21 protein-coding genes, 1 tRNA gene and 1 pseudogene are annotated in these 24,857 nt (G+C 68.4%); 11 read left to right on the top strand and 12 right to left on the bottom strand.

From position 1 onward, the window contains the following. Positions 1-484: 484 nt before the first annotated feature. The 3 genes from ACF06X_RS26715 (at position 485) to ACF06X_RS26705 (ending at position 4,181) form a co-directional block, all read left to right on the top strand. On the top strand, positions 485-1,609 hold the full coding sequence (locus tag ACF06X_RS26715; protein WP_392289837.1) for a tyrosine-type recombinase/integrase: 1,125 nt from the start codon (positions 485-487) through the stop codon (positions 1,607-1,609). Then, on the top strand, positions 1,606-1,929 hold the full coding sequence (locus tag ACF06X_RS26710; RefSeq protein WP_392289836.1) for a helix-turn-helix domain-containing protein: 324 nt from the start codon (positions 1,606-1,608) through the stop codon (positions 1,927-1,929). The genes ACF06X_RS26715 and ACF06X_RS26710 overlap by 4 nt, the downstream gene beginning before the upstream one ends. A gap of 1,031 nt (positions 1,930-2,960) precedes the next feature. After that, a complete protein-coding gene (locus ACF06X_RS26705) occupies positions 2,961-4,181 on the top strand; it encodes a hypothetical protein (protein ID WP_392289835.1) in 1,221 nt (406 codons plus the stop codon). Between the two features lie 7 nt (positions 4,182-4,188). On the opposite strand, the gene ACF06X_RS26700 is transcribed toward ACF06X_RS26705, so the two are convergent. From ACF06X_RS26700 to benA, 11 genes and pseudogenes are all read right to left on the bottom strand, one after another. Next, positions 4,189-4,755 carry a YrhB domain-containing protein gene (locus ACF06X_RS26700; RefSeq protein WP_392289834.1) on the bottom strand — a complete coding sequence of 189 codons (567 nt, stop codon included), beginning with the start codon at positions 4,753-4,755 and terminating at the stop codon, positions 4,189-4,191. Between the two features lie 213 nt (positions 4,756-4,968). Beyond that, a tRNA-Gln gene (locus tag ACF06X_RS26695) sits at positions 4,969-5,044 on the bottom strand. 66 nt (positions 5,045-5,110) lie between these two features. Then, positions 5,111-6,484 carry a hypothetical protein gene (locus ACF06X_RS26690; RefSeq protein ID WP_392289833.1) on the bottom strand — a complete coding sequence of 458 codons (1,374 nt, stop codon included), beginning with the start codon at positions 6,482-6,484 and terminating at the stop codon, positions 5,111-5,113. Between the two features lie 291 nt (positions 6,485-6,775). Next, positions 6,776-6,901 (bottom strand): annotated as a pseudogene (locus ACF06X_RS26685) (SMP-30/gluconolactonase/LRE family protein); the annotation flags it as partial. Positions 6,902-7,021: 120 nt separating this feature from the next. After that, positions 7,022-9,817 (bottom strand): AAA family ATPase, encoded by a 2,796-nt coding sequence (locus ACF06X_RS26680; protein ID WP_392289832.1) that lies wholly within the window; start codon positions 9,815-9,817, stop codon positions 7,022-7,024. Further along, positions 9,801-10,670 (bottom strand): MFS transporter, encoded by an 870-nt coding sequence (locus ACF06X_RS26675; RefSeq protein WP_392290178.1) that lies wholly within the window; start codon positions 10,668-10,670, stop codon positions 9,801-9,803. The genes ACF06X_RS26680 and ACF06X_RS26675 overlap by 17 nt, the downstream gene beginning before the upstream one ends. Further along, positions 10,664-11,179: an MFS transporter gene (locus ACF06X_RS26670; RefSeq protein WP_392289831.1), complete on the bottom strand. Its 516-nt coding sequence runs from the start codon at positions 11,177-11,179 to the stop codon at positions 10,664-10,666. Before ACF06X_RS26670 ends, ACF06X_RS26675 begins: the two co-directional genes overlap by 7 nt. Before the next feature lie 88 nt (positions 11,180-11,267). Beyond that, positions 11,268-12,068 carry a 1,6-dihydroxycyclohexa-2,4-diene-1-carboxylate dehydrogenase gene (locus tag ACF06X_RS26665; RefSeq protein ID WP_392289830.1) on the bottom strand — a complete coding sequence of 267 codons (801 nt, stop codon included), beginning with the start codon at positions 12,066-12,068 and terminating at the stop codon, positions 11,268-11,270. Next, the gene (benC, locus tag ACF06X_RS26660; protein ID WP_392289829.1) at positions 12,065-13,096 is read right to left on the bottom strand and encodes a benzoate 1,2-dioxygenase electron transfer component BenC; all 1,032 of its coding nucleotides are present in this window, start codon (positions 13,094-13,096) and stop codon (positions 12,065-12,067) included. Before benC ends, ACF06X_RS26665 begins: the two co-directional genes overlap by 4 nt. 46 nt (positions 13,097-13,142) lie before the next feature. Then, on the bottom strand, positions 13,143-13,652 hold the full coding sequence (gene benB / locus ACF06X_RS26655) for a benzoate 1,2-dioxygenase small subunit (protein WP_392290177.1): 510 nt from the start codon (positions 13,650-13,652) through the stop codon (positions 13,143-13,145). Between the two features lie 34 nt (positions 13,653-13,686). Then, complete coding sequence (benA, locus tag ACF06X_RS26650; protein WP_392289828.1) at positions 13,687-15,081, bottom strand: benzoate 1,2-dioxygenase large subunit; 1,395 nt, start codon at positions 15,079-15,081, stop codon at positions 13,687-13,689. Between the two features lie 219 nt (positions 15,082-15,300). Between benA and ACF06X_RS26645 the strand changes: the two genes are divergently transcribed. From ACF06X_RS26645 to ACF06X_RS26610, 8 genes are all read left to right on the top strand, one after another. After that, positions 15,301-16,218 carry a LysR substrate-binding domain-containing protein gene (locus ACF06X_RS26645; protein ID WP_392289827.1) on the top strand — a complete coding sequence of 306 codons (918 nt, stop codon included), beginning with the start codon at positions 15,301-15,303 and terminating at the stop codon, positions 16,216-16,218. Continuing rightward, on the top strand, positions 16,215-17,318 hold the full coding sequence (locus ACF06X_RS26640) for a mandelate racemase/muconate lactonizing enzyme family protein (RefSeq protein ID WP_392289826.1): 1,104 nt from the start codon (positions 16,215-16,217) through the stop codon (positions 17,316-17,318). The genes ACF06X_RS26645 and ACF06X_RS26640 overlap by 4 nt, the downstream gene beginning before the upstream one ends. An 84-nt stretch (positions 17,319-17,402) precedes the next feature. Continuing rightward, positions 17,403-18,293 carry a catechol 1,2-dioxygenase gene (gene catA / locus ACF06X_RS26635; RefSeq protein WP_392289825.1) on the top strand — a complete coding sequence of 297 codons (891 nt, stop codon included), beginning with the start codon at positions 17,403-17,405 and terminating at the stop codon, positions 18,291-18,293. Between the two features lie 42 nt (positions 18,294-18,335). Continuing rightward, positions 18,336-18,635: a muconolactone Delta-isomerase gene (gene catC / locus ACF06X_RS26630; RefSeq protein WP_392289824.1), complete on the top strand. Its 300-nt coding sequence runs from the start codon at positions 18,336-18,338 to the stop codon at positions 18,633-18,635. Between the two features lie 5 nt (positions 18,636-18,640). Next, positions 18,641-19,396 carry a CoA transferase subunit A gene (locus ACF06X_RS26625; protein WP_392290176.1) on the top strand — a complete coding sequence of 252 codons (756 nt, stop codon included), beginning with the start codon at positions 18,641-18,643 and terminating at the stop codon, positions 19,394-19,396. Beyond that, the gene (locus ACF06X_RS26620) at positions 19,397-20,044 is read left to right on the top strand and encodes a CoA transferase subunit B (protein ID WP_392289823.1); all 648 of its coding nucleotides are present in this window, start codon (positions 19,397-19,399) and stop codon (positions 20,042-20,044) included. It begins immediately after the preceding gene. A 2-nt stretch (positions 20,045-20,046) separates the two neighbouring features. Next, on the top strand, positions 20,047-21,249 hold the full coding sequence (locus ACF06X_RS26615) for a thiolase family protein (RefSeq protein ID WP_392290175.1): 1,203 nt from the start codon (positions 20,047-20,049) through the stop codon (positions 21,247-21,249). 33 nt (positions 21,250-21,282) lie between these two features. Then, positions 21,283-22,074: an alpha/beta fold hydrolase gene (locus ACF06X_RS26610; protein ID WP_392289822.1), complete on the top strand. Its 792-nt coding sequence runs from the start codon at positions 21,283-21,285 to the stop codon at positions 22,072-22,074. A gap of 222 nt (positions 22,075-22,296) precedes the next feature. Here the strand turns inward: ACF06X_RS26610 and ACF06X_RS26605 are convergent, their stop codons facing one another. Then, entirely contained in the window at positions 22,297-24,714 is a 2,418-nt protein-coding gene (locus ACF06X_RS26605; RefSeq protein ID WP_392290174.1) for a SpoIIE family protein phosphatase, read from the bottom strand. Positions 24,715-24,857: the final 143 nt, after the last annotated feature.

Here is a 24,857-nt window from a genome sequence, read left to right as displayed (position 1 = left end):
CGGCCGCCCGCCCCGCCGCCGCCCGCCCCCCGCCCCCGCCCCGGCGCCGCCCCCGCCCGCCCCCCGCGCCGCGCCCCCCCCCCGCCGGCCCCGATCGAGCTGCCTGCCGTCCTTGAACTGCTCGAGGCGGGCGTGGCGGAGCGAGCGGTTCAGGCCTACGGAGTGAACACTGTCTGCGTGAGTCGGGCAGTGCCCCCGTCCGGATCGACCTGGCGAAGCCGAAGCTCCCGTTGTCCCTCGCGAAGGAAGCCGCGCTCGACAAGGCGAAGGCAGCACGCCAGACATGCCCCGGTCCCAGCGGCCGGCGCTACTTCCACTGCCTCCAGGCTGCCGTATTGCATTCGATGCAATATCCGCCACGTTGGGCCCCAGTCGCTGACCTGCAGGTGGAGTTCACGTTAGCGCTGCGCCGGCGTCTGTCCCTGCGGTCCTGACCAGGCCCCCGTTACCAACTCAACGATGTTGCGTTAGATGCATCGTGAGCGTGGTTGATGAACTGCCCGGGGCTGCGCATCTGGTCCTGGCCGACGGAGTCGTACATCTGGCTCCAGAACCCGCGGTTCTGGAAGCGATGCTGGAGGGCTGGGCGCGACAGCAGCGCACGCGATTCCTGAACTTCGAGTCGACGATCCGTCCCAGAATCTCGTTGGTTCGGAGGCTGGCTGCCTTCACGAATGAGTACCCATGGCAGTGGGCGCCAGGAGAAGTTGAGGCCTTCTTCGATCACCTGCGGACCCGCCGTCCGGGCAGGCCACTGACGGTGTCGACAGCCCGGAACTACCAGAATGATCTACGGCTGTTCTTCGAGTACGTCACCGACACCCGCTACGGATGGCCAGCCACGTGCAGGGAACGCTTCGGACGGGCTCCGGTTCAGGTCCTGCACGAGTGGAACACGGTCACCCACACCAGTGGATACGAGGGGGCCGCAGAGCGCAGGCCTCTCACGTACGACGAAGTGCAGAATCTCTTCGACGCGGCGGACGGCCGAGTCGAAGAGATCCGAAAGCGTCGGCGCAAGGGCTCGCTCGCCGCCCTTCGTGACGCCATGGTCTTGAAGGCGGTCTACGCCTACGGCCTGAGACGCCAGGAAGCATGTGGCCTGGACCTGGGTGACCTGCGTCGGAATCCGAAGGTCGCTGCCTACGGCCGTTTCGGGGCGTTCTTCGTCCGCTACGGCAAGGCCTCCAAGGGAGGGCCGCCCAAACGCCGCACCGTTCTGACCGTTCCAGAAATGGACTGGATCGTCGAAGTTCTCGACCAGTACGTCACCGAGGTTCGCCCAGCCTTCCTGCCGGGCAGGCATCCGGCGTTCTGGATCACCGAGCGGCGGGGACGGATGTCCTTGCGACGACTCAACGACGCCTTCGAAAGGGCTCGCCGCTCGGCCGGCCTGCCGGAGGAGCTGGATCTGCACTCCTTGCGCCACAGCTACGTGACCCATCTGATCGAGTTCGGTTATCCGGAGAAGTTCGTCCAGGACCAGGTCGGCCACGCGTACGCCAGCACCACGGCCATCTACAGCCACGTCTCGGACGAGTACCGAAACCGGCTCCTGCTGCGCTCGCTGCAGGCCCGGCATGGCGACCTTTGGGAGCAGGGAACATGATCCGGAAGATGGGCATCGCCTGGCAGTTGAGGATCCGGATGGCGGAGAAGGGAATGTTCCAGACCACGGACCTTGTTCCATTGCTGGCCGAACGTGGAGTCCACCTGTCGCGCGAGCAGGTCTTCCGTCTCGTGACCCAGACACCGCAGAGACTCTCCATGGACACCCTCGCCGCGCTGTGCGACATCCTCGGATGCGAACCCAACGACCTGATCCAAGTCGAAGTCGCCAACGCCGAAGTACGCAAGGCGGTCGGCGAGCAGACACGGGCCCGGCCGCAAACGCGCCGCACCACAATCCGGCGCCCTGGGGCGACATGACCACCCCGCTCCGTACCGACGAGGCGCGTCGCCGGGTGGTCGCCCACCTGACCGCACAGCTCGTGGGAGTGACCAGCGCTCAAGCAGTGGAGGCCCTTGAGCGCGCGAAGATCACAGCCCGTTCCTGCGTCAGCCTGTGCCGCCACCTCGAGCAGCACGCAGACGCTCTGATGAATCCGGGCCCGACTCCTCCAGCGACCCTCGTGCGTCTCGCCCATGCCCTGGTGGCAGCCGGGCACGGGCCAGTCGCTTTGCCGGCATGCACCGGCTGCGGAAAGACCACGCCTTACCTCACACACCGCATTGCAGCCGGACGTTGCTGTTCGAGCTGTTCCTACCGAGTTCGGCCGGCGAAGACCTGCGCGGGTTGCGGGCGGCAGATGCAGATCAACGCCGTGGGGCCGAACGGGCCCCTTTGCGGCACCTGCTACGGCAAACACACGGCCACCGAATGTGGACAATGCGGACGCGTGCGTCGCGCATGCTGGCGTATGCCCGACGGCAGTGTCCGCTGTCAGGGATGCAAGGAGCGCCCCGAACACACATGCGTCGGCTGCGGAACCCAGGCCGCAGCTCAGGCGATCTCGGAAGACGGCCCCGTCTGCCGCCGGTGCTACCAGCAGCCCAAGCGCCCCTGCGGAGAATGCGGAGAAACTCGCATCATTAACAAGCGCGCCAGCCGGGACACCCCGGACCTGTGCTCCGCCTGCTACCGCCCGCCCCCTGTTGCCTGCTCCGCCTGCGGACGGATCCGACCCTGTGCTCAGAAACGGGCAGGCAAGCCCCTCTGTCAGGGCTGCGCTCCCCGTCCTGCACGTGCGTGCATCCGATGCTCTCGCGACCGCCCAGTCCATACCGACTGGCCCATGGGCCCGGTATGCAAAGCCTGCTACACCGCAATCCGCAACCACCCCAACGCCTGCCATCAGTGCGGGCAGCGCCGACCGCTCATCGGCGTCACCGATGCTGGCCACGGCATCTGCGGACCCTGCGCAGGAACTGATCTCACCTACGCCTGCCAGCAGTGCGGAGTGAACGACAAGCTCTACCGGGGACACCTGTGCACCCGCTGCTTCACAAGGAAGCGGCTGGACAGCGCGCTTGGCGTGGACGGCGCCACCATTCCGTTGGCTCTGCGAGACGTGCACTCTGCTCTCGCGGGGGCCGGACGCCCGCGTCGGGTCCTGCACTGGCTGACTCGCAGCGGCGTTCCTACCCTCCTTTCACAACTGGCCGACGCCGAGGAACAGCTCACCCACCAGCATCTGGACGACCTGCCCAACACGCCGACCACCCGCTACGTCCGCGATGTCCTCGTTGCCGCCGCCGTATTGCCCGTGAGGGACGAACGACTGGAGGGCCTGCCCCGCTGGGCCGACGCTCTTCTGAGCCAAGCACCCGCACACCACAAACACCTAGCCACCCCCTTCACACACTGGTACCTCCTCCACCGCATCCGCCGGGCCAACCGGCACCGGACCCTGCGAGCCAGCACCGAGAACGTGATGCGATCCAAACTGCGCCGGGCTCTGGAGCTGCTCGGCTGGCTCGACGAAACCGGCACAGACCTCGGGCAGCTCACACAGCCAGCACTCGAAAGATGGGTTGAGGAAGGGCCGGCCAACCGGCGCGACGTACGAGCCTTTATCACTTGGGCCCGGAGCCGCCGCCTCACCGGGGATCTCACCATTCCCCTGGCAACCGTTCCCGCACCCAGCACCTTCACCACCGAGAAGGAGCAGGCAGACCAGTTGCACCAGTGCCTGACCGACGACACCATGCCCATCGACGTCCGCACGGTCGGCGCACTCACCCTCCTGTTCGGGCTCCAGCCGACCAAGCTGCTCGAGCTCACAGTGCACGACATCGTCGAGGATGAAACAGCCACAGTTCTCAACCTCGACGGCCAGCGGATTCCACTGCCTCCCAAAGTCGCCCGGCTGGTCCGCGTACTACGCGACCGCTGTCAGGAACGCTGGCAGCTCAACCAGACGGCCAGCACCACCCCGTGGCTGTTCCCTGGACAGGAGCCCGCCCGCCCTCTCGGCGCCACCTACCTCAGCCTGAAACTCCGGCAGCACGGAATCACGCCTCTTGCCGGCCGCAACAGCGCCCGCCTCGCCCTGGCCGCCGACCTGCCGGCATCCGTCCTTGCCGACTTCACCGCGACCAGCATCAGCAACGCCACCCGATGGACCGGATACGCCAGACGCGACTGGTTCGACTACATTGCCACCCGCAAGAGGAACTGACGCAAGGTCAGCCGGTGCTCCGGGCACCCCCACGGATGGTCGTCGCAGTCAGCACCGGATTGACAGGGGGTACCAGTTCCTCCGTGGCGACCCTTAGAAGATGATCAGGAACGGTGCCGTCCTTCAAGGCGCCCACGTACTCGATGACCTCGGCAAGAGACAGCACCGGCAGTCGCTGACGCAGGGTGTGCATGGCGTGGATCCGCCCACGAGCAGCCGCCACACCGCGAACCTCTTCGTGCAGATCATCCACCGCCGTCCGCACAGCCTGGCCTCGGATGCGGCTTCTGTAGTCCTCCTGCCACCCATCAGACACCGCCGAGACGACGCCGATCTGGTGCAGGCTCCCGTCGAGTCGATCAACCAGGTAGGGACCGTTTCCGACCACCATGAAGTCCGGATTCCGGGTGCGCAGGTACTCCTCGGACGTCCAGGAGACGATCCACACCAGCTCGTGCTCTTCCACTCCCGCGACAGCCATGAGCATCGGGTCCGGGCGCACCGAGCGGTCCGTCTCGTAGTCGCGTTCCAGCTGTTCTTCAACGATCTGAACTGCGGTTTCTCGATCGATCACGTGTGCAGCATCGCGCACGACCTCACACGGAGACCAGCGGGTTTTCGCGGTGCCAGCGCATCCGGGGACGCCGCTGACCTGCCAACGGTCCTCGCCGACTTCACCGGAACCAGCGTCCGTAATGCCCTCCGCTGGACCGGCTGAGCGAAACGAGACCGGCTCGACTGCATCGCCAGCCCAAAGCTGGCCTGACGAAAGCGATGTCAAGTGAAGTGGCGACGAGGGCAGGATTCGAACCTACGTCCACCCGGGATCAGAGCCGGGCGCTCCTCCGCAGAGCTTCCTCGTCGCCACGCCGATCATGGCTGGGGCTGCCGTTTTGGGCAACCGATTTCCCCACGCCCTGGGCAAGCAGTCACAGCCACTCCCTCGCCGCTGCGCGCTTGCCATTGCCGGAGAACACGCCTGCCGACCGGAGGGCACTGGCCATGAGAGGGTCCGCAACGGCAACACCGTGCACAAGCTCGGGCGTCCGGCGGAAGGCGACAGCCTCAGCCGTCGGCCTGGGGGCGGTCCAGGCGCTGGCGACGGGATCCCTCTGATGACGGGCGCAGACTGCCTCGACCAACGAACGTGGGCATTCCTTCTCCCCTCGGAGTACCTCCCAGGGCAACGGCAGCTCTGCCCAGATGTAGGTGTCAGGGTGCAGCCCGCCGCCGCTCATACGGTGCCAATACGCCACATCGGCAGCCATCAGGCGAGGAACCTTACCCGGGCAGACCCGGTCCAGAATCTTCTCCTGGCCCAGTTCGGACAGAATCGCGAACCAGTGCGCTCGGGCCGTGTTCCACGCCTGCGCGGCCTGGTTCCACGTCGATGAGTCGTCGCCGCGGCGCACGATCATCGTTTCGCGCTCCAGCGGGTGCCGATTCCAGGCGTCCTCCAACAGGTCCGCGACCTGGCGCAGGAAGCCGTTCCATCGGACCAGCAGTTGAGTGAGGTCCTCCTCGGAGACTGCCGCGAGCACCTCCGACGTGGGATGCACATGCGCGACCGCAGACCAGCAGGTCCGCTCGGGCTGCGCGCGCAAGCGCTGAAACAGCGCCTCGGCGACCTCGTCGTAGACCTGGCGCTGGCGGCCATTCGTGAAGACGCTGCGCATGTAACCCCGCGCCGTGATGTACGCGATGAAGGCCGCCGTGTTCGGGTCCACAGCGAAGAGACCGTACGGCACTACGTGCGCGAGTGCTCCCTTACCCGTCATCGTCACCTCGCGGCGGCGTTGCTCGTGGATCAGCCGCGCCAGCTTGGCCTCCATGCGGCGCAGGAGACGGAAGCGCTTGTTGTACTGGCGCTTGGAGACCTCGCCGAGGCCGGCAGCAGTTCGCTCGGCCCGGTCGAGACGGTCCACGCCGAAGTCATTTTGGCCGTACACGCGGCCTATGGACTCGCCTGCAACGCGGATCACTACCTCGATCCGGTCCGGGTCGTCTCCGGCGCTGTCCGGAAGCTCCGGCACATTCGTGAACAGGCTTGCCGCACGGGCGAGCTGGCGCTGTGCGCCTACCGGGCGGGCAAAATCCTCCCGCATGGAGGTGTAGCCGTGCCAAAGGTTGCGCAGCGAGTGTTCGGCGGCCTTGGCGAGTGCGGCCTCAGTGACCTCGTCGAGTTCGGTGCCCTGTGTCGCATACAGATCCTGGATGAGCCGGGCTACATCCTCCGGACGCTTGCGCAGTGTGAGCGAGGCGTGCAGTTCCCGGAGGATTTCTTCGACGGTGGGCGACAGCATGACCCTCACCTTGTCACTCCTAGGCCAAGTGCCCAACTGAATATCTACCGGCTGCAGCCTCGGACCACCCCGCAGTGGTGATGGCGGGATTGCCAGCCCGCCGCCGGGCCGCGACAGGGCGGCTCGCTGTCCCACCAAGCCGACATCCAGGAATACGACAGCTGCAGAACAAGGGCACTCCGCCAATACCGCTCAAGACCTTGGGGTCCTGCTTTCTCCGAACTAGGGGCGTGTCTCTTGACGGTTCCGTCCGCTCGGCTCCGTCCGCCCGCCTCCGTCCGTCGGCCGTGTGCCCCACGAGATGTCGGCCACCGCCTCCGGCACGTTCAACTGCCCGATCAGTGTGCCGTCAGGGTCATAAAAGTGGACCCCGTCCGCCATCGCGGCGGCCCAGCGCCGGCCCTCTTCATCGAAGCGGGCCGCCGCACGGGGCTCCGGCCGCCGCGACCAACTTCGGGCCTTTTGTGCCGGGCGGTGTGGCAGTCGTCCCGACCAGCCGCCCCAGGGGGCGAATCCACGACCGGCCTTCAGACCGCCCTACGCCGACTCGTCGGTGCCCGGCATTTCGCGGAAGCGTGCGGCGAGCTCACTCCGGGAGCGGATACCAAGCTTGGTGTACACGTGGGTGAGGTGATATTGCACTGTCTTTACGGAGATGAACAGCTCCAGGGCCGTTTGCTTGTTGCTCGCGCCGGCGGCGACACGTCGGGCGACGGCCTCTTCCTGAGCGGTGAGGCGGGGCAGTCCCGGTGCGCCACGAGGTGTGTGCAGCCCGCCCGCCTTGAGTTCTCGCTCGCACCGTTCGACACAGCTGTGGGCGCCGAGGGTGAGGTAAGTGTCCCGGGCGTTCTTCAGGACTGTGTCGGCTTCTCGGCGTTTTCCCGCGCGACGCAGTGTCTGGCCGTAAGCGAGGTTCACGCATGCCCGGTCGTAGGGCAGGGGCAGTCGTTCGAGATGGGCAAGGGCCTGCTCGAACTCCTTGCGGGCAGTCTCGATGTCGCCTCGGGCGCCGGTGATCCGCCCCCGTACCAGGCCGAGCCGGGCCAGGCTGGAGTGGTGACCGCGGCGTGCGGCGAGGTTCTCGTACGGGATGAGGAAGGCGTCGGCCTCGTCGATGCGGTTGGTCATCACCAGGGCGTGGGCGTGAACGGCTTGCCAGGGCCAGAATCCCGGCTCGTCGAGACGCTCCAGGGACGGCAGCCGAAGTAGGGGAGCGAGCGCCTCGACGACCCTTTCGTAGTCGCCGCGGGCTTCGGCGACCTGGGCGCGTGCCAGGCAGGCAGGAACGAGCATGACCTCGTAGTGATGCATGTCGGCGGCGGCTTCCCTGACGTGGTGGTCGGCCGTGTCCCAGTCACCGCGCAGTGCGTGGATGTGGGCTCCGGTCCAGTGCACCAGGGGACGGACGAGTTCGATCCTGACGTCGGCGAGGTGGGAGGCTGCCCGCTCCACGGTTTCCAGGGCCTCCTGCCATGCCCCCAGGGCGAACTGCGTGCGGGCCAGCCATCCCTGTGCCCACAGCGAGATCCGGGTGGAGCCCATCCGGTAACCGGTCGGGACCGCCTCTTCGAGTTCCCTGCGGGCGGCTTCGGGGGCGTCCAGGGCGAGGTCCACCCAGCCGCGGCCGAGCTGGAAGCGTTGAGGGTGGGCGCCGCCGGGCAGCTTGGCAGCGGCTGCCTCATAGGCGGCCGTGGCCTCGTCCGGCCGGCCCATCGCGGCGAGTCCCAGTCCCATGATGGCTTCGGACTCGATGGCTGAGGGGTCATTCGGGTCCGCCAGTTCGAGCGCCCGGCGGGCCCAGGCGACGAGATCAGGCGCGTCCCAGCGTGCCAGGGCGTGCAGCACGCGCCGCTGGCAGATCTTCGCTGTCAGATCGGGACGGCGCCCAGGGTCACACCGCTCCCAGGCCTGAGTCAGGAACGTTTCGGCCTCCGACGCGCGGCCGCGCATGATGGCCAGGTAGCCGAGGACGACGTCGCGCAGTGTGCCGGCCGGGAAGCTCTCGAGTTCTGCGGCGAAGACCGAGGCCTGGGGGATGTCTCCGGCACCGATCATGGCGTCGACGGCGCGCAGCAGCCGGTCCTGGCGTGTGGCACGGTCCGGGCTCAGGCGGCTGGCCTTCACCAGAAGATCGGCGACGGCGGCCCACTCACCCGCGGCGGCTCGTTCGGCCGCGTACTGATCGAGTTCGTCAGCCAGTTCCGCGTCCGCCGTGCTGGCGGCGGCGACGCGGTACGTCAGTTGCCGGCCGCGGTCCCCGGTGATCGCCGCCGCGCGACGGTGGAGTGCCCCCCGCCTCGTCAACCCGATGCTGGTGAGGACGGCGGCTCTGACCAGCGGGTGCGGGAAGGAAAGCGTCACTTGCCCAGGGTCGACGGTCACCATCAGCAGTCCGGCCGCCTGTGCCTCGTCCGCCGCGGGAAGCGGGTCCTCAAGGTCCGTGAGCGCGGCGGCCTCGGCGACGAGAGCCCCGTCGGTGAGGACGGAACATGCCTCCACCAGGGCCCGAGAGGCTTCGCCGACCTGGGCGAGCCTGTGGCGTACGGTCAAGGCGTAGCGGGCCGGAGCCGGCAGAACGGGCTGCCACTCCCGCCAGATGTCGGGCGGCAGCTCGCGGAGCAGCTCGGTGATGTGCCGTGGGTTGCCCGTGGTGTGCCTGCACAGATGCCGCGCGGTGGGGAGGGCGAGGGTGATGCCGCAGGCCTCGTTCGCCAGTGCCTTGACCTCCTCCGGCCCGAGCGGGCTGACACGTACCGCGTCTTCGCGGCAGCCCTCCAGGAACTCCAAGATCTTCAGCGCTTGCAGCGTCTCCTGGGTTCCCGAGGTCTCCAGCGAGGGGTATAGCTCGTACGGATCGTCCCGGGCCATCAGGATGACGAGCACCTGCTCCGTCGACATCCTGCGTACCGCGGAGCGGACCGCCCGCAGACTCTCCACATCGGCCCAGTGGGCGTTGTCGACGACGACCACGAGGGGACTGCGCTGCTGCGCCGTCCGGAAGAGCTGGTGGAGGCGCTGTGCCGCTGCGAGGATCACGTCCGGCGCCGTGGCCGGGACGTCCAGCTCCTCGTCGCAGGAACGGGCCAACTGTTCGGACACTCCCAGAGCCACACCCGACTCCCAGGACACGCCCGTGGCGCGCAGGACGTGCAGGGGTTCCTCCGCCCCCGAGAGGACCTGCTCGACCAGGGCTGTTTTTCCGCTCCCCGATGGGCCGGCGACCAGCACCATCGATGGATGGCCCATGCGGGCGGCGCTGAGCCTGTGGGCCAGCGCGGCAGTTTCGCCGGCCCGTCCGATCAGGCTCCGGCGTCGCTCAGGACGCGTGTCCATGTCTCAGCACGCTAGCACTGCTGCCGGGCAGGGGCTCCTGCTCGGGAGCGGCCGGGACGTGCGCACCGGTCTGACGTGGGACGAAGCCGGTCACCAGCATGCCGGCGACGGCGACGCAGGCGAACACGTAGAAGGCGTACAGGGGCGGGACTCCGGCGCCGACGAGTGCCCCGCCGACGACCGGGCCGCCGATGCCGCCGAGTCGGCCGAACCCGGCACACCAGGAAACACCGGCGGCGCGCGCCACGGTGTCGTAGTAGTTGGACACGAAGCCGTAGATGAGGACCTGGGTGCCCAGTGTGCCCACCCCCGCGACAGCGACGAAGCCGAGCAGTACTCCGAGCGGGAGCTTGAGCGTCAGCAGGGCCAGGGACACGGCGGCGAGGCCGAAGGTGGCGGCGATCACGCGTTTGGGCCCGAGCCGGTCGGCGGCCCGTGAGGCGATCAGGCCGCCGACGATGGCGCCGCCGTTGAGGGTCAGCAGGAAAGCCAGAGAGTACGACTTTCCGTAGCCGTTGCGACCCATGATTTCCGGCAGCCAGGTGTTCAAGCCGTACGTCAGGAGCAGGGCGGAGAAGCTCATCAGGCCGAGGAAGAAGGTGGCGAGCGCGTAGCGGCGGGTCGCGAGCGCCGCGAAGCCGACCTTCTCCTTGATCGCGTCCGGTGCCGCGTCGGCGGCTGTGGTGGGCTTCCCGGCGGCCGGCACGGCCTGGCGTGCGCGTTCCTCCTGTCCGCGGACCAGCAACCACTTGGGCGACTCCGGCAGCCGCAGCATCGCCACGGGCAGCAGCACGATCGGCAGCGCCCCGACCAGGAACAGCCCGCGCCATCCGATGGCGTCGGAGGTCAACAGCGCCAGCAGGGCCGCCAGTACGCCGCCTGCGGGGACGCCGCTGTAGACGATCGCGTTGTAGAAAAATTGCGCCGGTCCGGCGGCGCGAACTCGGCGACCAGGGCGCCGACGGTGGCTATCAGGGCCCCCACGCCGATGCCTGTGAGGAATCGGAGGATGCCGAAGGCGGTGACGCTGGTGGTCAGCGCGGTCAGCCCCATGCCGACGGAGAACCAGGCGAGGTTGACCAGCATGATGCGGCGCCGGCCGATGTGGTCGCCGATGGCGCCTGCGGCCAGCGCGCCGACCATGACACCCATGAGGGCGTAGCTGCCGAGCGCCCCCGCCTGTCCGGGGGTGAGGGGACCGAGTTGGCCCGGGTCGCGCAGCAGGCTCGGTACGACGGTGCCGTACACGACCAGGTCGTAACCGTCGAAGAGGAGGGTCACGGCGGCTATGCCGATGACCCAGCGCAGCTCGTTGTGCTGGCGTGAGCGTGGACCGGTGCGTCTGTGCGGCTGAGCGTTCATCGCGGATATCCCATGATCGTGGTGGCCGGTCTGGGCGGGTGGAGCGCGGAGCGGGTGGGAGCGGAGGGCGGGTGTGCTGAACCGAGGTTCAACCGAGGTCCCCGCCGGCGACGGGAAGCACCGTGCCGGTGATGTAGGACGCCTCGTCGGAGGCGAGGAAGACGATCGCCGCGGCCTGCTCGTCCAGCGAGCCGTACCGCTTCATCAGGGAGGAGGCGATGGTCTGGTCGACGATCTGCTGGTACCAGGACTTCTCCTGATCGCTGCGGGCCGCTGGGCCGCGGGCGACGCGCCGGGCCGGGGCGTCGGTTCCGCCCGGTGCGGTGGCCACGACGCGGATGCCGTACGGCGCCGCTTCCAGGGCCAGCGAGGCGGTGACGGCGTTCACCCCGCCCTTGGCCGCCGCGTAGGGGACACGGTTGACGCCGCGGGTGGCCACGGATGAGACGTTGACGATGGTCCCGGAGCGTTGCGCGATGAGGTGGGGCAGGACGGCGCGGCAGGTCCACAAGGTCGGGAACAGGGAGCGTTGGATCTCCGCCTGGATCTGCTCGGGTGTGTAGTGCTCGTACGGCTTGGCCCAGATCGTGCCGCCCACGTTGTTGATGAGGCAGTCGATCCTGCCGTGCCGCGCGTGGGCCACCGCGATGGCGTTCTCGGCTCCCCCGTACCGCTCCAGGTCGGCGACGACGGCATCGGCCTTCAGCTCGGCGGCGACCTCCTGGACGAGCTCCGAGCGGTCGACCAGGACGACATCGGCCGACTCGGCCACCAGGCGGCGGGCCACCGCCAGACCGATGCCCTGGGCGGCACCGGTGACCACGACTTTCTTGCCGCTGAACCTGCCGGGGTGCGGCGTGAACGAGTGCGCCGGCGGCGTCGGGCTCACCGGGCCGCTCCTGCTCCCGCTCCCGCTGTCACCGCGAACTTCTCGTAGTGGAAGCCGGCAGGGGTGATGCCCAGGGCCGCGACGTGGCCGCGTACCGCCTCGACCATGGCCGGTGGCCCGCACAGATAGACATCGGCGTCACCGTCGTGCAGGGCCTTCTCGTCGATCAGGCCGGTGACGTAGCCCTTGTTCCGGGCGCTGCTGGCCGGGTCGGCGACGCAGTGGTCGAAGGTGAAGCCCGGTATGACGTCGGCGTAGTCGTCCAGCGTGTCCAGGTGGACCAGATCCTGGTCGGTGCTCACTCCGTAGATGAGGTGGACCGGGTACGGGGCCGGTGCCTGGGTCAGCCGTTCCAGCATCGACAGCAGCGGCGCCAGTCCGGTGCCGCCCGCCAGGAACAGGGCGGGGCGATTGAGTTCGCGTAGGTAGAAGCTGCCCATCGGGCCGGTGAAGTCGATGCGGTCGCCGACTTCGGCACGGTCGGTGAGGTAGCCCGACATCGCGCCGCCTTCGGTGATACGGACGAGGAAGGACACCTGGTGCTGGTGGGGCCCGGTGCTGAAGGAGTACGAGCGGGTCAGCTCGGTCCCCGGGACGCGGACGTTGACGTACTGCCCGGGCAGGAAGTCCAGGGCCCGGCGGTCGTCGACGTCCAGGGTGATGCCGACGGTGCTGGCGGAGTACCGGGCGATCTCGGTGAGGGTGGCGGTGTGGGTGGCCGCGGCCGTCCTGGCGGCGGCCGAGGTGGAGGGGATGCGCAGGACGAGGTCGCTCTGCGGTGTCATCTGGCACGGCAGGCAGTAGCCGAGCGCCGCTTCGTCGTCGGTCAGTGCCTCGTCGATGTAGTCGCCGCCGTCGTAACTCCCGGACTCGCAGAGCGACTTGCAGGTGCCGCAGGCGCCGTCGCGGCAGTCGAGCGGGATGTTGATCCGGGCCCTGTACGAGGCGTCGGCGACGGTCTCGTCCGGTCCGCAGTCGATGAACCGGGTGATGCCGTCCTCGAAGCTCAGGGCGACCTGGAATGCCATGGTGGTGCTCATTTCGGGTTGCGGGAGGGGGGAAGGGCCACTCGGTTCAGACGTGGTAGACGTCGACCACGTGGTGGACGTAGTCGTTCTTCAGCACGACCTTCTTGGCTCTGATCAGTGGGCTCGGGCCGGTGAAGTCGATGCGGTAGAACGAGGTGCCGAAGTACGTGTCGACGCTCTGGTAGCGGTAGTAGAGCGTGAACCAGTTGAAGCGCACGTCCACGAGGCCGCCGTTCTCAGCGGTGATCTCGACATTGGTGATGTTGTGGCCGGTGCGGGGCTCGGGCAGGCTGGTGGCGCTGGAGCGGTCGGTGCGGATCCGGAAGACCCGGTCCTCCAGGCCGCCGCGGTTCGCGTAGTAGATCAGCGAGATCTCGCTCTGCGGGTCACGGGTGAGCTCGTCGTCGTCCGCCCAGGCCGGCATCCAGAACTCGACTTCCGGGTGGTAGCACTCCAGCCACTTCTCGAACTCCCGGTCGTCGAGGTGGCGCGCCTCCCGGTAGAGGAACCGGCGGACCGCTTCCAGCGTGACGGTGCTCGTCTCCGCGGGGGTCATCGTCATGATGCTGCTCCTTTCGTGAACGCCGTGGTCATGCGCATCGTGCGGGTGCCGTGACGTCGTCACGCCGCTGGGCGTGCCGGTCTTCCTCGTCCAGCGCGCGGCGGATGGTCTCCAGCCAGTAGCCGTGCTGGATGGGGTAGAGGCCCTCGTCCTCGGTCCGCACACCACTGGCGAGCGGGTTGAGCCCGATGCGCTTGGCGTCCTCGTCGGGGCCCTGGATCTGGTGCACGGCACCGCGGCTGAGGTCGTTCCACGGGGCGGCGGTGGCCAGGTAGGTCTTCTGGCAGGAGCGGAACTCCTCCAGGTCGTCCGGGGTGGCCATGCCGGTGGCGTTGAAGAAGTCCTCGTACTGCCGGATGCGCTGGGCGCGTGCGGCGGCCGACTCACCCTTGGGGGCGATGCAGTAGATCGTGACTTCGGTCTTGTCGACCGAGACGGGCCGGAAGTGCCGGATCTGGGAGCCGAACTGGTCCATCAGATAGACGTTGGGGTAGAGGCACAGATTGCGGGAGACGCCGATCATCCAGTCGGCCTTGTCCTCGCCGTACTCCGCCACCAGCTCGTCGCGCCGCTCGTGCAGAGGCCGGTTGGTGGGGTCGAGCCACTTGGTCCACAGCAGCAGGTGGCCGTGGTCGAAGGAGTAGAAGCCGCCTCGCTGCTTGGCCCAGCCACCGGCGTCCATCGTCTTGGTGTCGTTGGCCGACTCACCCGCGGTACGGCGCGCCTGGGTCGCCGCGTAGTTCCAGTGGGTGGCCGACACGTGGTAGCCGTCGGCGCCGTTCTCCGCCTGCAACTTCCAGTTGCCGTCGTAGGTGTACGTAGAGAAACCGCGCAGCACCTCCAGCCCCTCCGGGGACTGATCGACGATCATGTCGATGACCTTCGCCGCGTCACCGAGGTGCTCGGTAAGCGGTGGGACGTCCGGGTTCAGGCTGCCGAAGAGGAAGCCGCGGTAGCTCTCGAAGCGGGCGACCCTGGTCAGGTCGTGTGAACCGTTGGTATTGAACTGCTCCGGGTAGCCGGCGCCGCGCGGGTCCTTGACCTTGAGGAGCTTGCCGGCGTTGCTGAACGTCCAGCCGTGGAACGGGCAGGTGAAGGTGGTGCGGTTGTCCGTCTTGCGGCGGCAGAGCATCGCGCCGCGGTGGCTGCACGCGTTGATCAGGGCGTGCAGCTCCCCCTGCTTGTCGCGGGAGATGACGACGGGCTGCCGGCCGATGTGGGTGGTGAAGTAATCTCCGACGTCCGGGATCTGGCTCTCGTGCGCGAGATAGACCCAGTTCCCCTCGAAGATGTACTTCATCTCCAGCTCGAAGAGCTCCTCGTCGGTGAACACGCTCCGGCGGACGCGGTACACGCCGCTCGTAGGGTCTTCCTCCAGGGCGTTTTCGAGAATCGTCCGCGCCCGGCTGGGTGCTTCGACCATAGTCCGTTCCTCCGAATCATGTGCATCGGTTACGACTGCTTTTCAGCACCATGACATCGCGATGAAGACTGGGCCCTAGGTAATTCCCCCAGGGTTGACCCAGGGGGGTATTGATATCGCCTCCGTATCAATACGCTGGAATCAAGTATTTGTCCGTCCGGGATTCCGCTTCCTACGATGAGGCGCAATCGAGGGCCCGAGAATTCAGGAGGCGGCCCCATGGAGCTCAGGCACCTCCGGTATTTCGCGGCCGTCGCCGACACCCGCCATTTCGGCAGGGCGGCGCAGCTGCTGCACATGGCACAGCCCCCGCTGTCCCAGGCGATCCGCCAGCTGGAGGCCGAGCTGGGTGTCGAGCTGTTCACCCGTACGACCCGGCAGGTCGCCGTGACCGCGGCCGGAGAGGTGTTCCTCGCCGACGTGCAGCGCATTCTCCACGCCGTCTCGGAGGCGGCGGCCAGGGTCACGCGCTTCGCGTCAGGCGCCGAGGGGGTGCTGCGTGTCGGCCTGACGGGGTCCGCCTCGTACCGGCAGCTGCCCGCGCTGGCACGGCTGGTGAAACGCGAGATGCCGGGAGTGATGTTGGAGGTGCACACCGAGATGCTCACGCCCGCCCAGGAGTCGGGACTGCTCGAAAGGCGCCTCGATGTCGGCGTACTGCGCCCGCCGATCCGGCGGGAAGGCATAGCCCACCGCACCCTCGCCGACGAGCCCCTGGTCGTCGCCGTACCTGACGAGCACTGGCTGAGCGAGGCGGACGTCGTACGCGTCGAGCAGCTGCGGCATGAGAGCTTCATCATGTACGCGGCCACGCTCAGCTCAGTCGTCGATGACGCAGTGATCCGCAGCTGTCTGGCAGCGGGTTTCCACCCGCGCCGCGCCTACGAAGTCACGGAGACATCCGCGGCGCTGGCCCTGGTCGCCGCCGGCCTCGGCGTCGCCGTACTGCCGGACTCCGTCCGCTCGGCACCGCGCGAAGGCGTGCTGTGCAAACGCATCGAGGGCGCCCTGCCCGTCCGGCTCGCGATGGCTTGGCGCGAGGACGACGAATCTCCCCTCGTGAGGAATCTGCTGAACATTCTCGAAAGGAACCGCGTGTTTATCGCGCCCGAAAACCTCGAGATCGAGGGGTCATGAAGATCACCAAGATTGAGGCAATTCCCTTTTCGATTCCCTACAGAAAGCCGCTCGTATTCGCCAGCGGCGAAGTACGCGATGCCGACCATGTGCTGGTACGCGTGCACACGGACGACGGGTTGCTCGGTGTCGCGGAGGCGCCGCCCCGCCCCTACACCTACGGCGAGACGCAGGAGTCCATCGTCGCGGTGATCGACAGGATCTTCGCGCCGCAGATCCTGGGCCTTTCGGCGCTGGAACGGGAGGCCGTCCACGAACGGCTCGACCGGACCGTCGGCAACCCCACCGCCAAGGCCGCCCTCGACATGGCCCTGTGGGACCTCCTGGGCCAGGCGGCCGACATGCCGGTGTCCGGTCTGCTCGGCGGGTACACCGACCGGATGAGGGTGAGCCACATGGTGGGCTTCGCACCGGCCGACCGGATGGTTGCCGAAGCCGAGCGCGTCCGGGACGCCCACGGCATCACCACGTTCAAGGTCAAGGTCGGCCGGCGGCCCTACACCGACGACGTCGACGCCTGCCGCGCACTGCGCCAGGCCCTTGGCCCGGACGTGGAGCTCTACATCGACGGCAACCGCGGCTGGACCGCGTCCGAGGCGGCCCGCGCCCTGGACGAGATGGCCGACCTGGGGCTGACGTTCGCCGAGGAACTGTGCCCCGCCGACGACGTACTGGGACGCCGCTGGCTGGTCGGCCGGAGCCCCATCCCGTTCATCGCCGACGAGAGCGCCACCCGGCCGGCGGAGGTGACCCGCGAGCTGCTCGGCGGATCCGCGACCGCCATCAGCATCAAGACGGCGCGCACCGGCTTCACCGCCTCCCAGCGCGTGCTGCACCAGTGCGAGGCCTTGGGCGTCGAGTTGGTGATGGGCAATCAGATCGACGGGCAGATCGGCACCCTCTGCACCGTTGCCTTCGGCGCGGCTCACCGGTCGGCCGCCCGGCAAGCCGGTGAATTGTCGAACTTCCTCGACATGACCGACGACCTGCTCACCGAGCCGCTCTCCATCGAGGACGGAACCCTGCGCATCCGCGAAGGTGCCGGGCTGGGGATCGACATCGACCCCGAGAAGCTGGCCCGCTACCGCCAGGACGTCTGAGGTCGCAGGACCGCCCCAGGAACTGAATCCGGCCCCAGCCACGGAAACAAAAGACAGAAACAGAAGCAAAAACAGGAACGAGACATGACCGACATCACCACGCCCACAGCCGCTGAAGCAGCCACCGCGGCCACCGCCGCCGCCTCCGGCGCCGCCGCGACCGAGAAGTTCCGCGCCACGCAGCGCACGGCCGCCGCCGTCGCCGACACCAAGAACGTGGACACCAAGCGCGTCGACACCCTGGCGTCGGAAGTCCTCGCCGCCGTGCACGACATCATCTGCCGCCACAAGGTCACCTACGCCGAGTACGACGCGCTCAAGGCCTGGCTCATCCAGGTCGGCCTCGACGGTGAATGGCCGCTGTTCCTCGACGTGTGGGTCGAGCACGTCGTCGAAGAGGTCGCCAACGAGGACCGGCAGGGCAGCAAGGGCACGATCGAGGGCCCGTACTACGTCCCGGGCTCGCCGACGTTCACCGCCGAGGCCACCCTGCCCATGCGCGACGACGAACCCGGCACACCGCTGCTGTTCCAGGGGCAGGTGGCCGGCGTGGACGGCACGCCACTGGCCGGCGCCAAGGTCGAGATGTGGCACGCCGACGCGGACGGCCTCTACTCGCAGTTCGCCCCCGGGCTGCCCGAGTGGAACCTGCGCGGCACCGTCGTCACCGACGGCGACGGTCGCTTCGTGATCCACACCATGGAGCCGGCTCCGTACCAGATCCCCACCGACGGCTCCTGCGGCAAGCTGATCGCCGCGGCCGGCTGGCACGCCTGGCGCCCCGCCCACCTGCACCTGAAGGTCTCCGCACCCGGCCACCAGCTCATCACCACCCAGCTGTACTTCCGGGGCGGCAGCCACGTCGAGGACGACATCGCCTCGGCCGTCAAGCCGGAGCTGGTCCTCGACACCGCGCCCGCGGCATCCGGCGTCGGCAACGAGGTCACGTACGACTTCGTGCTCGACAAGGCCTGACGTACGTACCGCGACACCACTCTCAACCGGCAAGGAAACACCATGTTGTTCGCAGTGAAGATGGACGTCGGTATCCCGCACGACCTCGAACCGGAAGTCCGGGAGGACCTGGTGACCCGCGAGAAGAGCTACTGCCGGGAACTCCAGAAGTCCGGTGTCTGGGTCCACATCTGGCGGTGTGCCGGTCAGTACGCCAATCTCAGCGTCTTCGACGTCACGGACAACGAGGAACTGCACCGCCTCCTGTGGCAGTTGCCGCTCTTCCCCTACATGACGATCACAGTCATTCCCCTGGCGAACCATCCGTCCGCGCTCGAAGCCCCTGCCGTGGCGGCGACCTGATGGCGATGGACAAGGTGGTGGCGACGGCCGCCGAGGCTGTGTCCGATGTGACTGACGGTGTGTCATTGGCCGTGGGCGGCTTCGGCCTGAGTGGTGTGCCGAACGTGCTCATCCAGGCGCTCCATGAGCGCGGTGTGGGCGGGCTGGGGGTGGTGTCCAACAACTGCGGGGCGCTGGATTCGGGGCTCGCGGTGCTGCTCGCGGCGGGCAGGATCGGCCGGGTGACGGGTTCGTACATCGGTGCCAACAAGGAGTTCGCACGGCAGTACCTGGCGGGAGAGCTGGAGGTGGAGCTGATCCCGCAGGGCACCCTCGCCGAGCGGCTGCGCGCCGGGGGTGCGGGTATCCCGGCCTTCTACACCCCGGCGGGGGTCGGTACGCAAGTGGCTGACGGCGGCCTGCCATGGCGGTACGACGGGAGCGGCGGTGTCGCGGTGGCGTCCCCGCCCAAGGAGGTCCGCGAGTTCGACGGCGTACCGCACGTACTGGAACACGGCATCCGTACGGATTTCGCGCTGCTCCGGGCGGCCAAGGGTGACCGGCACGGGAATCTGGTGTTCGCCAAGTCGGCGCGCAACTTCAACCCGCTGGCCGCGATGGCCGGGCGTGTCACGGTCGCCGAGGTCGAGGAACTGGTCGAACCCGGCGAGATCGACCCCGACCATGTCCATGTGCCGGGCGTCTTCGTGCAGCGGGTGGTGCCCCTCACCGCCGAGCAGGCCGCCGACAAGAGGATCGAGAACAGGACGGTGCGCGGCTAGATGGCCTGGACACGTGAGGAGATGGCCGCCCGGGCGGCCACTGAACTCCGCGACGGTGAGTACGTCAATCTCGGCATCGGCCTGCCGACCCTGATCCCCGGACATCTGCCGGAGGGCGTGCATGTGGTGCTGGAGTCGGAGAACGGGATTCTGGGCACGGGGCCTTTTCCGTACGAGGACGAGGTCGATCCGGATCTGATCAATGCGGGCAAGGAGACGGTGACCGTGCTCCCCGGGGCGTCGTTCTTCGACTCGGCGCTGTCGTTCGCGATGATCCGTGGCGGGCACATCGACGTCGCGGTACTGGGCGCCATGCAGGTGTCCGCCGACGGGGATCTGGCCAACTGGGCTGTGCCCGGCAAGCTGGTCACCGGCATCGGCGGGGCGATGGATCTGGTGCACGGGGCGCGCCGGGTGATCGTCGTCATGACGCACACGGCCAAGGACGGCAGTCCGAAGATCGTTCAGGAATGCACCCTGCCGCTGACCGGCCGTGCCTGTGTGCACCGGATCATCACCGATCTCGGTGTCCTGGACGTCACCGACGACGGGCTGATCCTCGTCGAGACCGCACCGGGCGTGACCGCCGCCGACATCACCGACAACACAGCCGCCAAGGTCCTCGTCCCGGAAGAGATGGCCCGATGAGCCTGCGTGACGTCTACATCGTCGACGCCGTCCGCACCCCGGTCGGCAAGTACAACGGCGGCCTGTCCTCCGTCCGCCCGGACGACCTGGCCGCCCACACCATCCGTGAACTCCTCGCCCGCACCCCCGAGCTCGACCCCGCCCGCATCGGTGACGTCTTCTACGGCAACGCCAACGGCGCCGGCGAGGACAACCGGAACGTGGCCCGCATGGCGGCGCTGCTGGCGGGCCTGCCGGTGACCGTGCCGGGTGTCACGGTCAACCGGCTGTGCGCCTCCGGACTGGAGGCGGTCATCCAAGCCGCGCGGGCCATCGCACTCGGCGACGTCTCCATCGCCCTGGCCGGCGGCGTCGAGTCGATGACCCGCGCACCCTACGTCCTGCCCAAGCCCGATCGCCCCTTCCCGGCCGGGCACACCCAGCTGTACTCCACGACGCTCGGCTGGCGCATGGCCAACCCGGCGATGGAGCCGCAGTGGACGGTCCCACTCGGTGAGAGCGCCGAGCTGATCGCCGAGAAGCACGGCATCACGCGAGAACAGCAGGACGCCTTCGCACTCGCCTCCCACGCGAAGGCGGCGAGCGCCTGGAAGGACGGCCTGTACGACGCGGAGACGGTGCCGGTCGAAATCCCGCAGCGCACGGGCGAGCCGGTGGTCCTGGACCGCGACGAGTGCATACGCGACCACGCCTCCCTGAACGCGATGGCGAAGCTGAAGCCGTCCTTCCGGACCGAGAACGGGACGGTCACCGCGGGCAACGCCTCTCCGCTCAACGACGGCGCGGCGGCGCTGCTGCTGGCTGATGCCGAGGGCCTGAAGGAGTGCGGCCGTGAACCGCTCGCCCGGATCAGCGCCTCCGCCGTCACCGCCATCGAGCCGCACTACTTCGGCCTCGGGCCCGTCGAGGCGGTCAACCGGGCGCTGGCCAAGGCGGGCAGGACGTTCGCCGACCTCACCACCCTGGAACTCAACGAGGCGTTCGCCGCCCAGGTCCTCGGCTGTGTCGCCGAGTGGCCCTCGTTCGACCCGGCGATCCTCAACCCGCGCGGTGGCGCGATCGCCATCGGCCATCCGCTGGGCGCGTCCGGCGCCCGGCTCGCCGGCGCCGTCGCCCACCAGCTGAAGGCCGCCGGTTCGGGCACGGGCGTCGCCACGCTGTGCATCGGCGTCGGGCAGGGGCTCGCCCTCGTCCTGGAACGCTGACGCCCGCCCCCTCTTCATCTCGTAGGAGCCGCCGTGCCCCCCGTCCGCTTGCTGCACCACCACCTCTCGGGCCCGCCCGGAGAACCCCTCCTGGTCCTCGGTCCCTCCCTCGGAACGTCGATGACCGTATGGGCACCCCACCTGCGGGCCCTGGCACAGAACTTCCGCGTGCTGCCCTTCGACCTGCCTGGGCACGGCGACTCCCCGGCCGATCTGCTGGGCGACCCCGGGCCCGGTGGCACCACCGTGGCGGACCTCGCCGCACTCGTCCTCGACCTCATCGACCACCATGGAGTCCGGCAGTTCCACTACGCGGGCATCTCCCTGGGCGGAGCGATCGGTGCCCACCTCGCCGCCCACCACCCCGAGCGCGTCGCTTCCCTCACCCTGATCTGCTCCTCCGCCCACTTCGGCGCTCCGGGCCCCTGGAGGGAGCGCGCCGCACTCGTACGGCTCAAGGGCACCGCCCCGCTGCTCGTGACCAACCCCGGCCGATGGTTCGCCGACCCTCGCACCAGGACCACACCCCGGGGCCGCGCCCTGCTGAAGAGCCTCGCGGACGCCGACCCTGCCGGTTACGCGGCCTGTTGTGACGCCCTGGCCGGCTATGACCTGCGGCCCCGCCTCGGGCAGATCAGCGCCCCCACACTTGTCATCGGCGGTGCCCATGACGTGGCCACCCCTCCCCACCACGCCCAGGAACTCGCCCACGGCATCCGACGGGCGACCTTGAAGATCATCAGCACGGGACACCTCGCCGCGGAAGAGCCCCTTACCGTGGAGACAGCGCTGATGACTCACATCAAGACGGCCGACACTGGCTGATCACAGTACCGACGAGGCGATCCGCGTCAGCGGGCCAGTCCGTCAGCGTCCTACGCCATCCGGCCACCGACCACGCCGGCTCGATCGCGACCTCGGGGACTCGTCGTCCTGACCAGTCAGCCGTTACTGATGGTGTTCGCTGTACGAGGGTGGGACGGCAGCACCCACTACGCTCGGCCGTCGATCCTCCGCATGGCCGAGGCCTTTCGAGACTTGCCGCTCTCAGCCGACAGGGAGGTCCTGCTCGGCCCAGATGGTCTTGCCCTCCCGGGCGTGACGGGTGCCCCACCGCTGGGTGAGCTGGGCGACGAGGAGAAGACCACGGCCGCCCTCGTCGAAAGCGCGGGCGCGGCGCAGATGGGGAGCGGTGTTGCTGTTGTCGCTCACCTCGCAGATGAGCGTGCGGTCGTGGATGAGCCTCAGCTGGATGGGAGGACGACCATATCGGATGGCATTGGTGACCAGTTCGCTGACGACCAGCTCCGTGGTGAACAGCGCCTCCTCGAGTCCCCAGACGGCCAACTGGTGGGCCACGTCCGCGCGGGTCCGAGCGACGACGGACGGATCGGACGGTACGTCCCAGGTGGCGACCTGGCTGGCTCCAAGCGCGCGGGAGCGTGCGAGGAGAAGAGCCGCATCGTCGTCGGTGCCGGCAGGGAGCAGCGCGTCGAGCGCCGCGTCGCAGACGGCGTCCAGAGAGGGGGCGGGGTCAGCCAGCGCCTGGCGGAGCACCTCCAATCCTTCATCGATGTCGCGGTCACGCCCCTTGACCAGGCCGTCGGTGTAGAGCGCGAGGAGACTGCCTTCGGGCAGTTCCACCTCCACGGCCTCGAAGGGCAGGCCGCCCAGGCCGAGGGGCGGACCGGCGGGCAGGTCGAGGATGTACGCGGCACCGTCCGGGCCGACGGCTGCCGGTAGCGGATGCCCGGCGCGGGCGAGAGTGCAGCGGCGGGAGACCGGGTCATAGACCGCGTAGAGGCACGTGGCCACGGTGGCCTCCGCAGAGGGCGTGCCGGCAGAAGCGGCCGTTTCGGTGGACATGCGGATGACAACGTCGTCCAGGTGCGTCAGCAGCTCGTCGGGTGGAAGGTCTATATCGGCCAGCGTGCGTACGGCGGTGCGCAGCCGCCCCATGGTGACGGACGCCTGGATTCCGTGGCCGACGACATCACCGATGACCAGGGCGGTACGGGCACCAGAGAGCGGAATGACATCGAACCAGTCACCGCCCACGCCGGCCCGGGAACCCGCGGGCCGATAGCGGGAAGCTGTCTCGACCGCCGCCTGGCCGGGCGTCGTCTGCGGCAGCAGGCTGCGCTGCAAGGTCACGGCGGTCGTGCGCTCACGGGTGTAGCGGCGGGCGTTGTCGACGCAGACAGCCGCCCGGACGGTGATCTCCTCGGCCAGAAGCAGATCGTCCTCTTCGAACGGCTCGGGGCGCCGGTGGCGGAGAAAGAGGACCACGCCGAGGATGATGTGACGGGCCTGTAGCGGGACGACCATCACGGAGTGGATCCCCACGTCGCGGATGCGGGCGCCCCGGGCGGGATCATGAGCCGTCCAACCGGCGACGGCGGAGTCGGTCATCTCGTACCTGGCCGGCCGGCCCGAGGCGAGGCACTCGGCAGGAGGAGAGAGCGCCGGGTACGTCGCCATGCCGCCCAGTTCGACCACGGACTCCGGGGCGCCCGGGATGACGGACTGCCGAGCGACTCGGCGCATGGTGACCGGACCGGACAGCGGACCCGAGGGCGGCTCGCCACCGTCCTCCAGGGAGACCAGCAGGTCGACGGTGACGAAATCCGCGAGCCGGGGGACGGCCACATCGGCCAGTTCCTGTGCGCTGCGCGCCATGTCCAGGGTGGTGCCGATGCGGCTGCTGGCTTCGTTGAGCAGCAGCAGACGCTGCCGGGCCTCGAACTGCTCCGTGAGGTCACGTGCTGCCAATCCCACTCCGTACAGCTGGCCGGAGGAGCCTTTCAGCGGGGCCAAGGAGACCGACCAGGCATGCTGGCGACTCTCGCCCGGGACGCGCAGGACGTGCTCCAGATGCTGCCGTTCACCGGTCTCCAGCGCCCGGCGCATGGCCCGCTCGGTGTTCTCGGCTTCCGGGTTGTCCGGCACGATCTCCGGCAGCCGCATGCCGCGCATCTGTTCGTCGGTGAGCGCCACCGCGTTCTGCATTTCGGCGTTCGCCAGCACGGAGCGCAGATCGGTGTCGTAGATCGCCAGAATGGACGGTGACTGGTCGAATCCCGACCGCACCAGCGCGTCACTCACACGTGGGGCGGATCGACGTGCGGTCGTCCACACCACGAGCCAGTCGACTCCGTTTGCCGCCACCCGATGGTGCGCGAGCAGGTCCGCCTGCACACAGTGGCCGCTGCGGTGACGCAGCATTACCCGTCCGTTCCAGCTCTCATGCCCGGACAGGGACCGCTTGGCCGCCTCGGTGACATCCTCGGCGAGCAGACGGGCCGCCGCTCGCCCCACCACATCCTCGCGGCTATAGCCGAGCAGGCGCGTGGCGCCCTCACTCCACCCGGTCACGACGCCCCCCTCGTCAACCGTTGCCGTTGCCGGATGGACGGCGTCGAGCGGATCGTCCGGCCGGTCTTCGGGAGCGGTAAGGCCGCGCATCTTCACCGCCCCTCTTCCTCTCCGTAAGGCGCGTTCCGGGACATCTCACCTCGAAGGCAAAATGACTCCTTAATAATCTTCTCATTTCGCCCATTCATGCGCGGTCCGTCCAGTCGGCCTGGAGATGGAAGGGGTACAGACAA

It is taken from the genome of Streptomyces sp. NPDC015346 (genome assembly GCF_043078785.1).
Lineage (GTDB): Bacteria > Actinomycetota > Actinomycetes > Streptomycetales > Streptomycetaceae > Streptomyces.
The sequence above is the reverse complement of the archived record's forward strand: the minus strand, read 5'-3'. Positions and strand labels throughout refer to the sequence as shown.

Coding starts and splice junctions, on each gene's coding strand:
- ACF06X_RS26645 (WP_392289827.1), top strand. CDS start 15,301: ATGGAGCTCAGGCACCTCCGGTATTTCGCGGCCGTCGCCGACACCCGC.
- ACF06X_RS26690 (WP_392289833.1), bottom strand. CDS start 6,484: ATGCTGTCGCCCACCGTCGAAGAAATCCTCCGGGAACTGCACGCCTCG.
- ACF06X_RS26680 (WP_392289832.1), bottom strand. CDS start 9,817: ATGGACACGCGTCCTGAGCGACGCCGGAGCCTGATCGGACGGGCCGGC.
- ACF06X_RS26640 (WP_392289826.1), top strand. CDS start 16,215: ATGAAGATCACCAAGATTGAGGCAATTCCCTTTTCGATTCCCTACAGA.
- ACF06X_RS26710 (WP_392289836.1), top strand. CDS start 1,606: ATGATCCGGAAGATGGGCATCGCCTGGCAGTTGAGGATCCGGATGGCG.
- catA (WP_392289825.1), top strand. CDS start 17,403: ATGACCGACATCACCACGCCCACAGCCGCTGAAGCAGCCACCGCGGCC.
- ACF06X_RS26625 (WP_392290176.1), top strand. CDS start 18,641: ATGGACAAGGTGGTGGCGACGGCCGCCGAGGCTGTGTCCGATGTGACT.
- ACF06X_RS26670 (WP_392289831.1), bottom strand. CDS start 11,179: ATGAACGCTCAGCCGCACAGACGCACCGGTCCACGCTCACGCCAGCAC.
- benA (WP_392289828.1), bottom strand. CDS start 15,081: ATGGTCGAAGCACCCAGCCGGGCGCGGACGATTCTCGAAAACGCCCTG.
- catC (WP_392289824.1), top strand. CDS start 18,336: ATGTTGTTCGCAGTGAAGATGGACGTCGGTATCCCGCACGACCTCGAA.
- benB (WP_392290177.1), bottom strand. CDS start 13,652: ATGACCCCCGCGGAGACGAGCACCGTCACGCTGGAAGCGGTCCGCCGG.
- benC (WP_392289829.1), bottom strand. CDS start 13,096: ATGGCATTCCAGGTCGCCCTGAGCTTCGAGGACGGCATCACCCGGTTC.
- ACF06X_RS26620 (WP_392289823.1), top strand. CDS start 19,397: ATGGCCTGGACACGTGAGGAGATGGCCGCCCGGGCGGCCACTGAACTC.
- ACF06X_RS26605 (WP_392290174.1), bottom strand. CDS start 24,714: ATGCGCGGCCTTACCGCTCCCGAAGACCGGCCGGACGATCCGCTCGAC.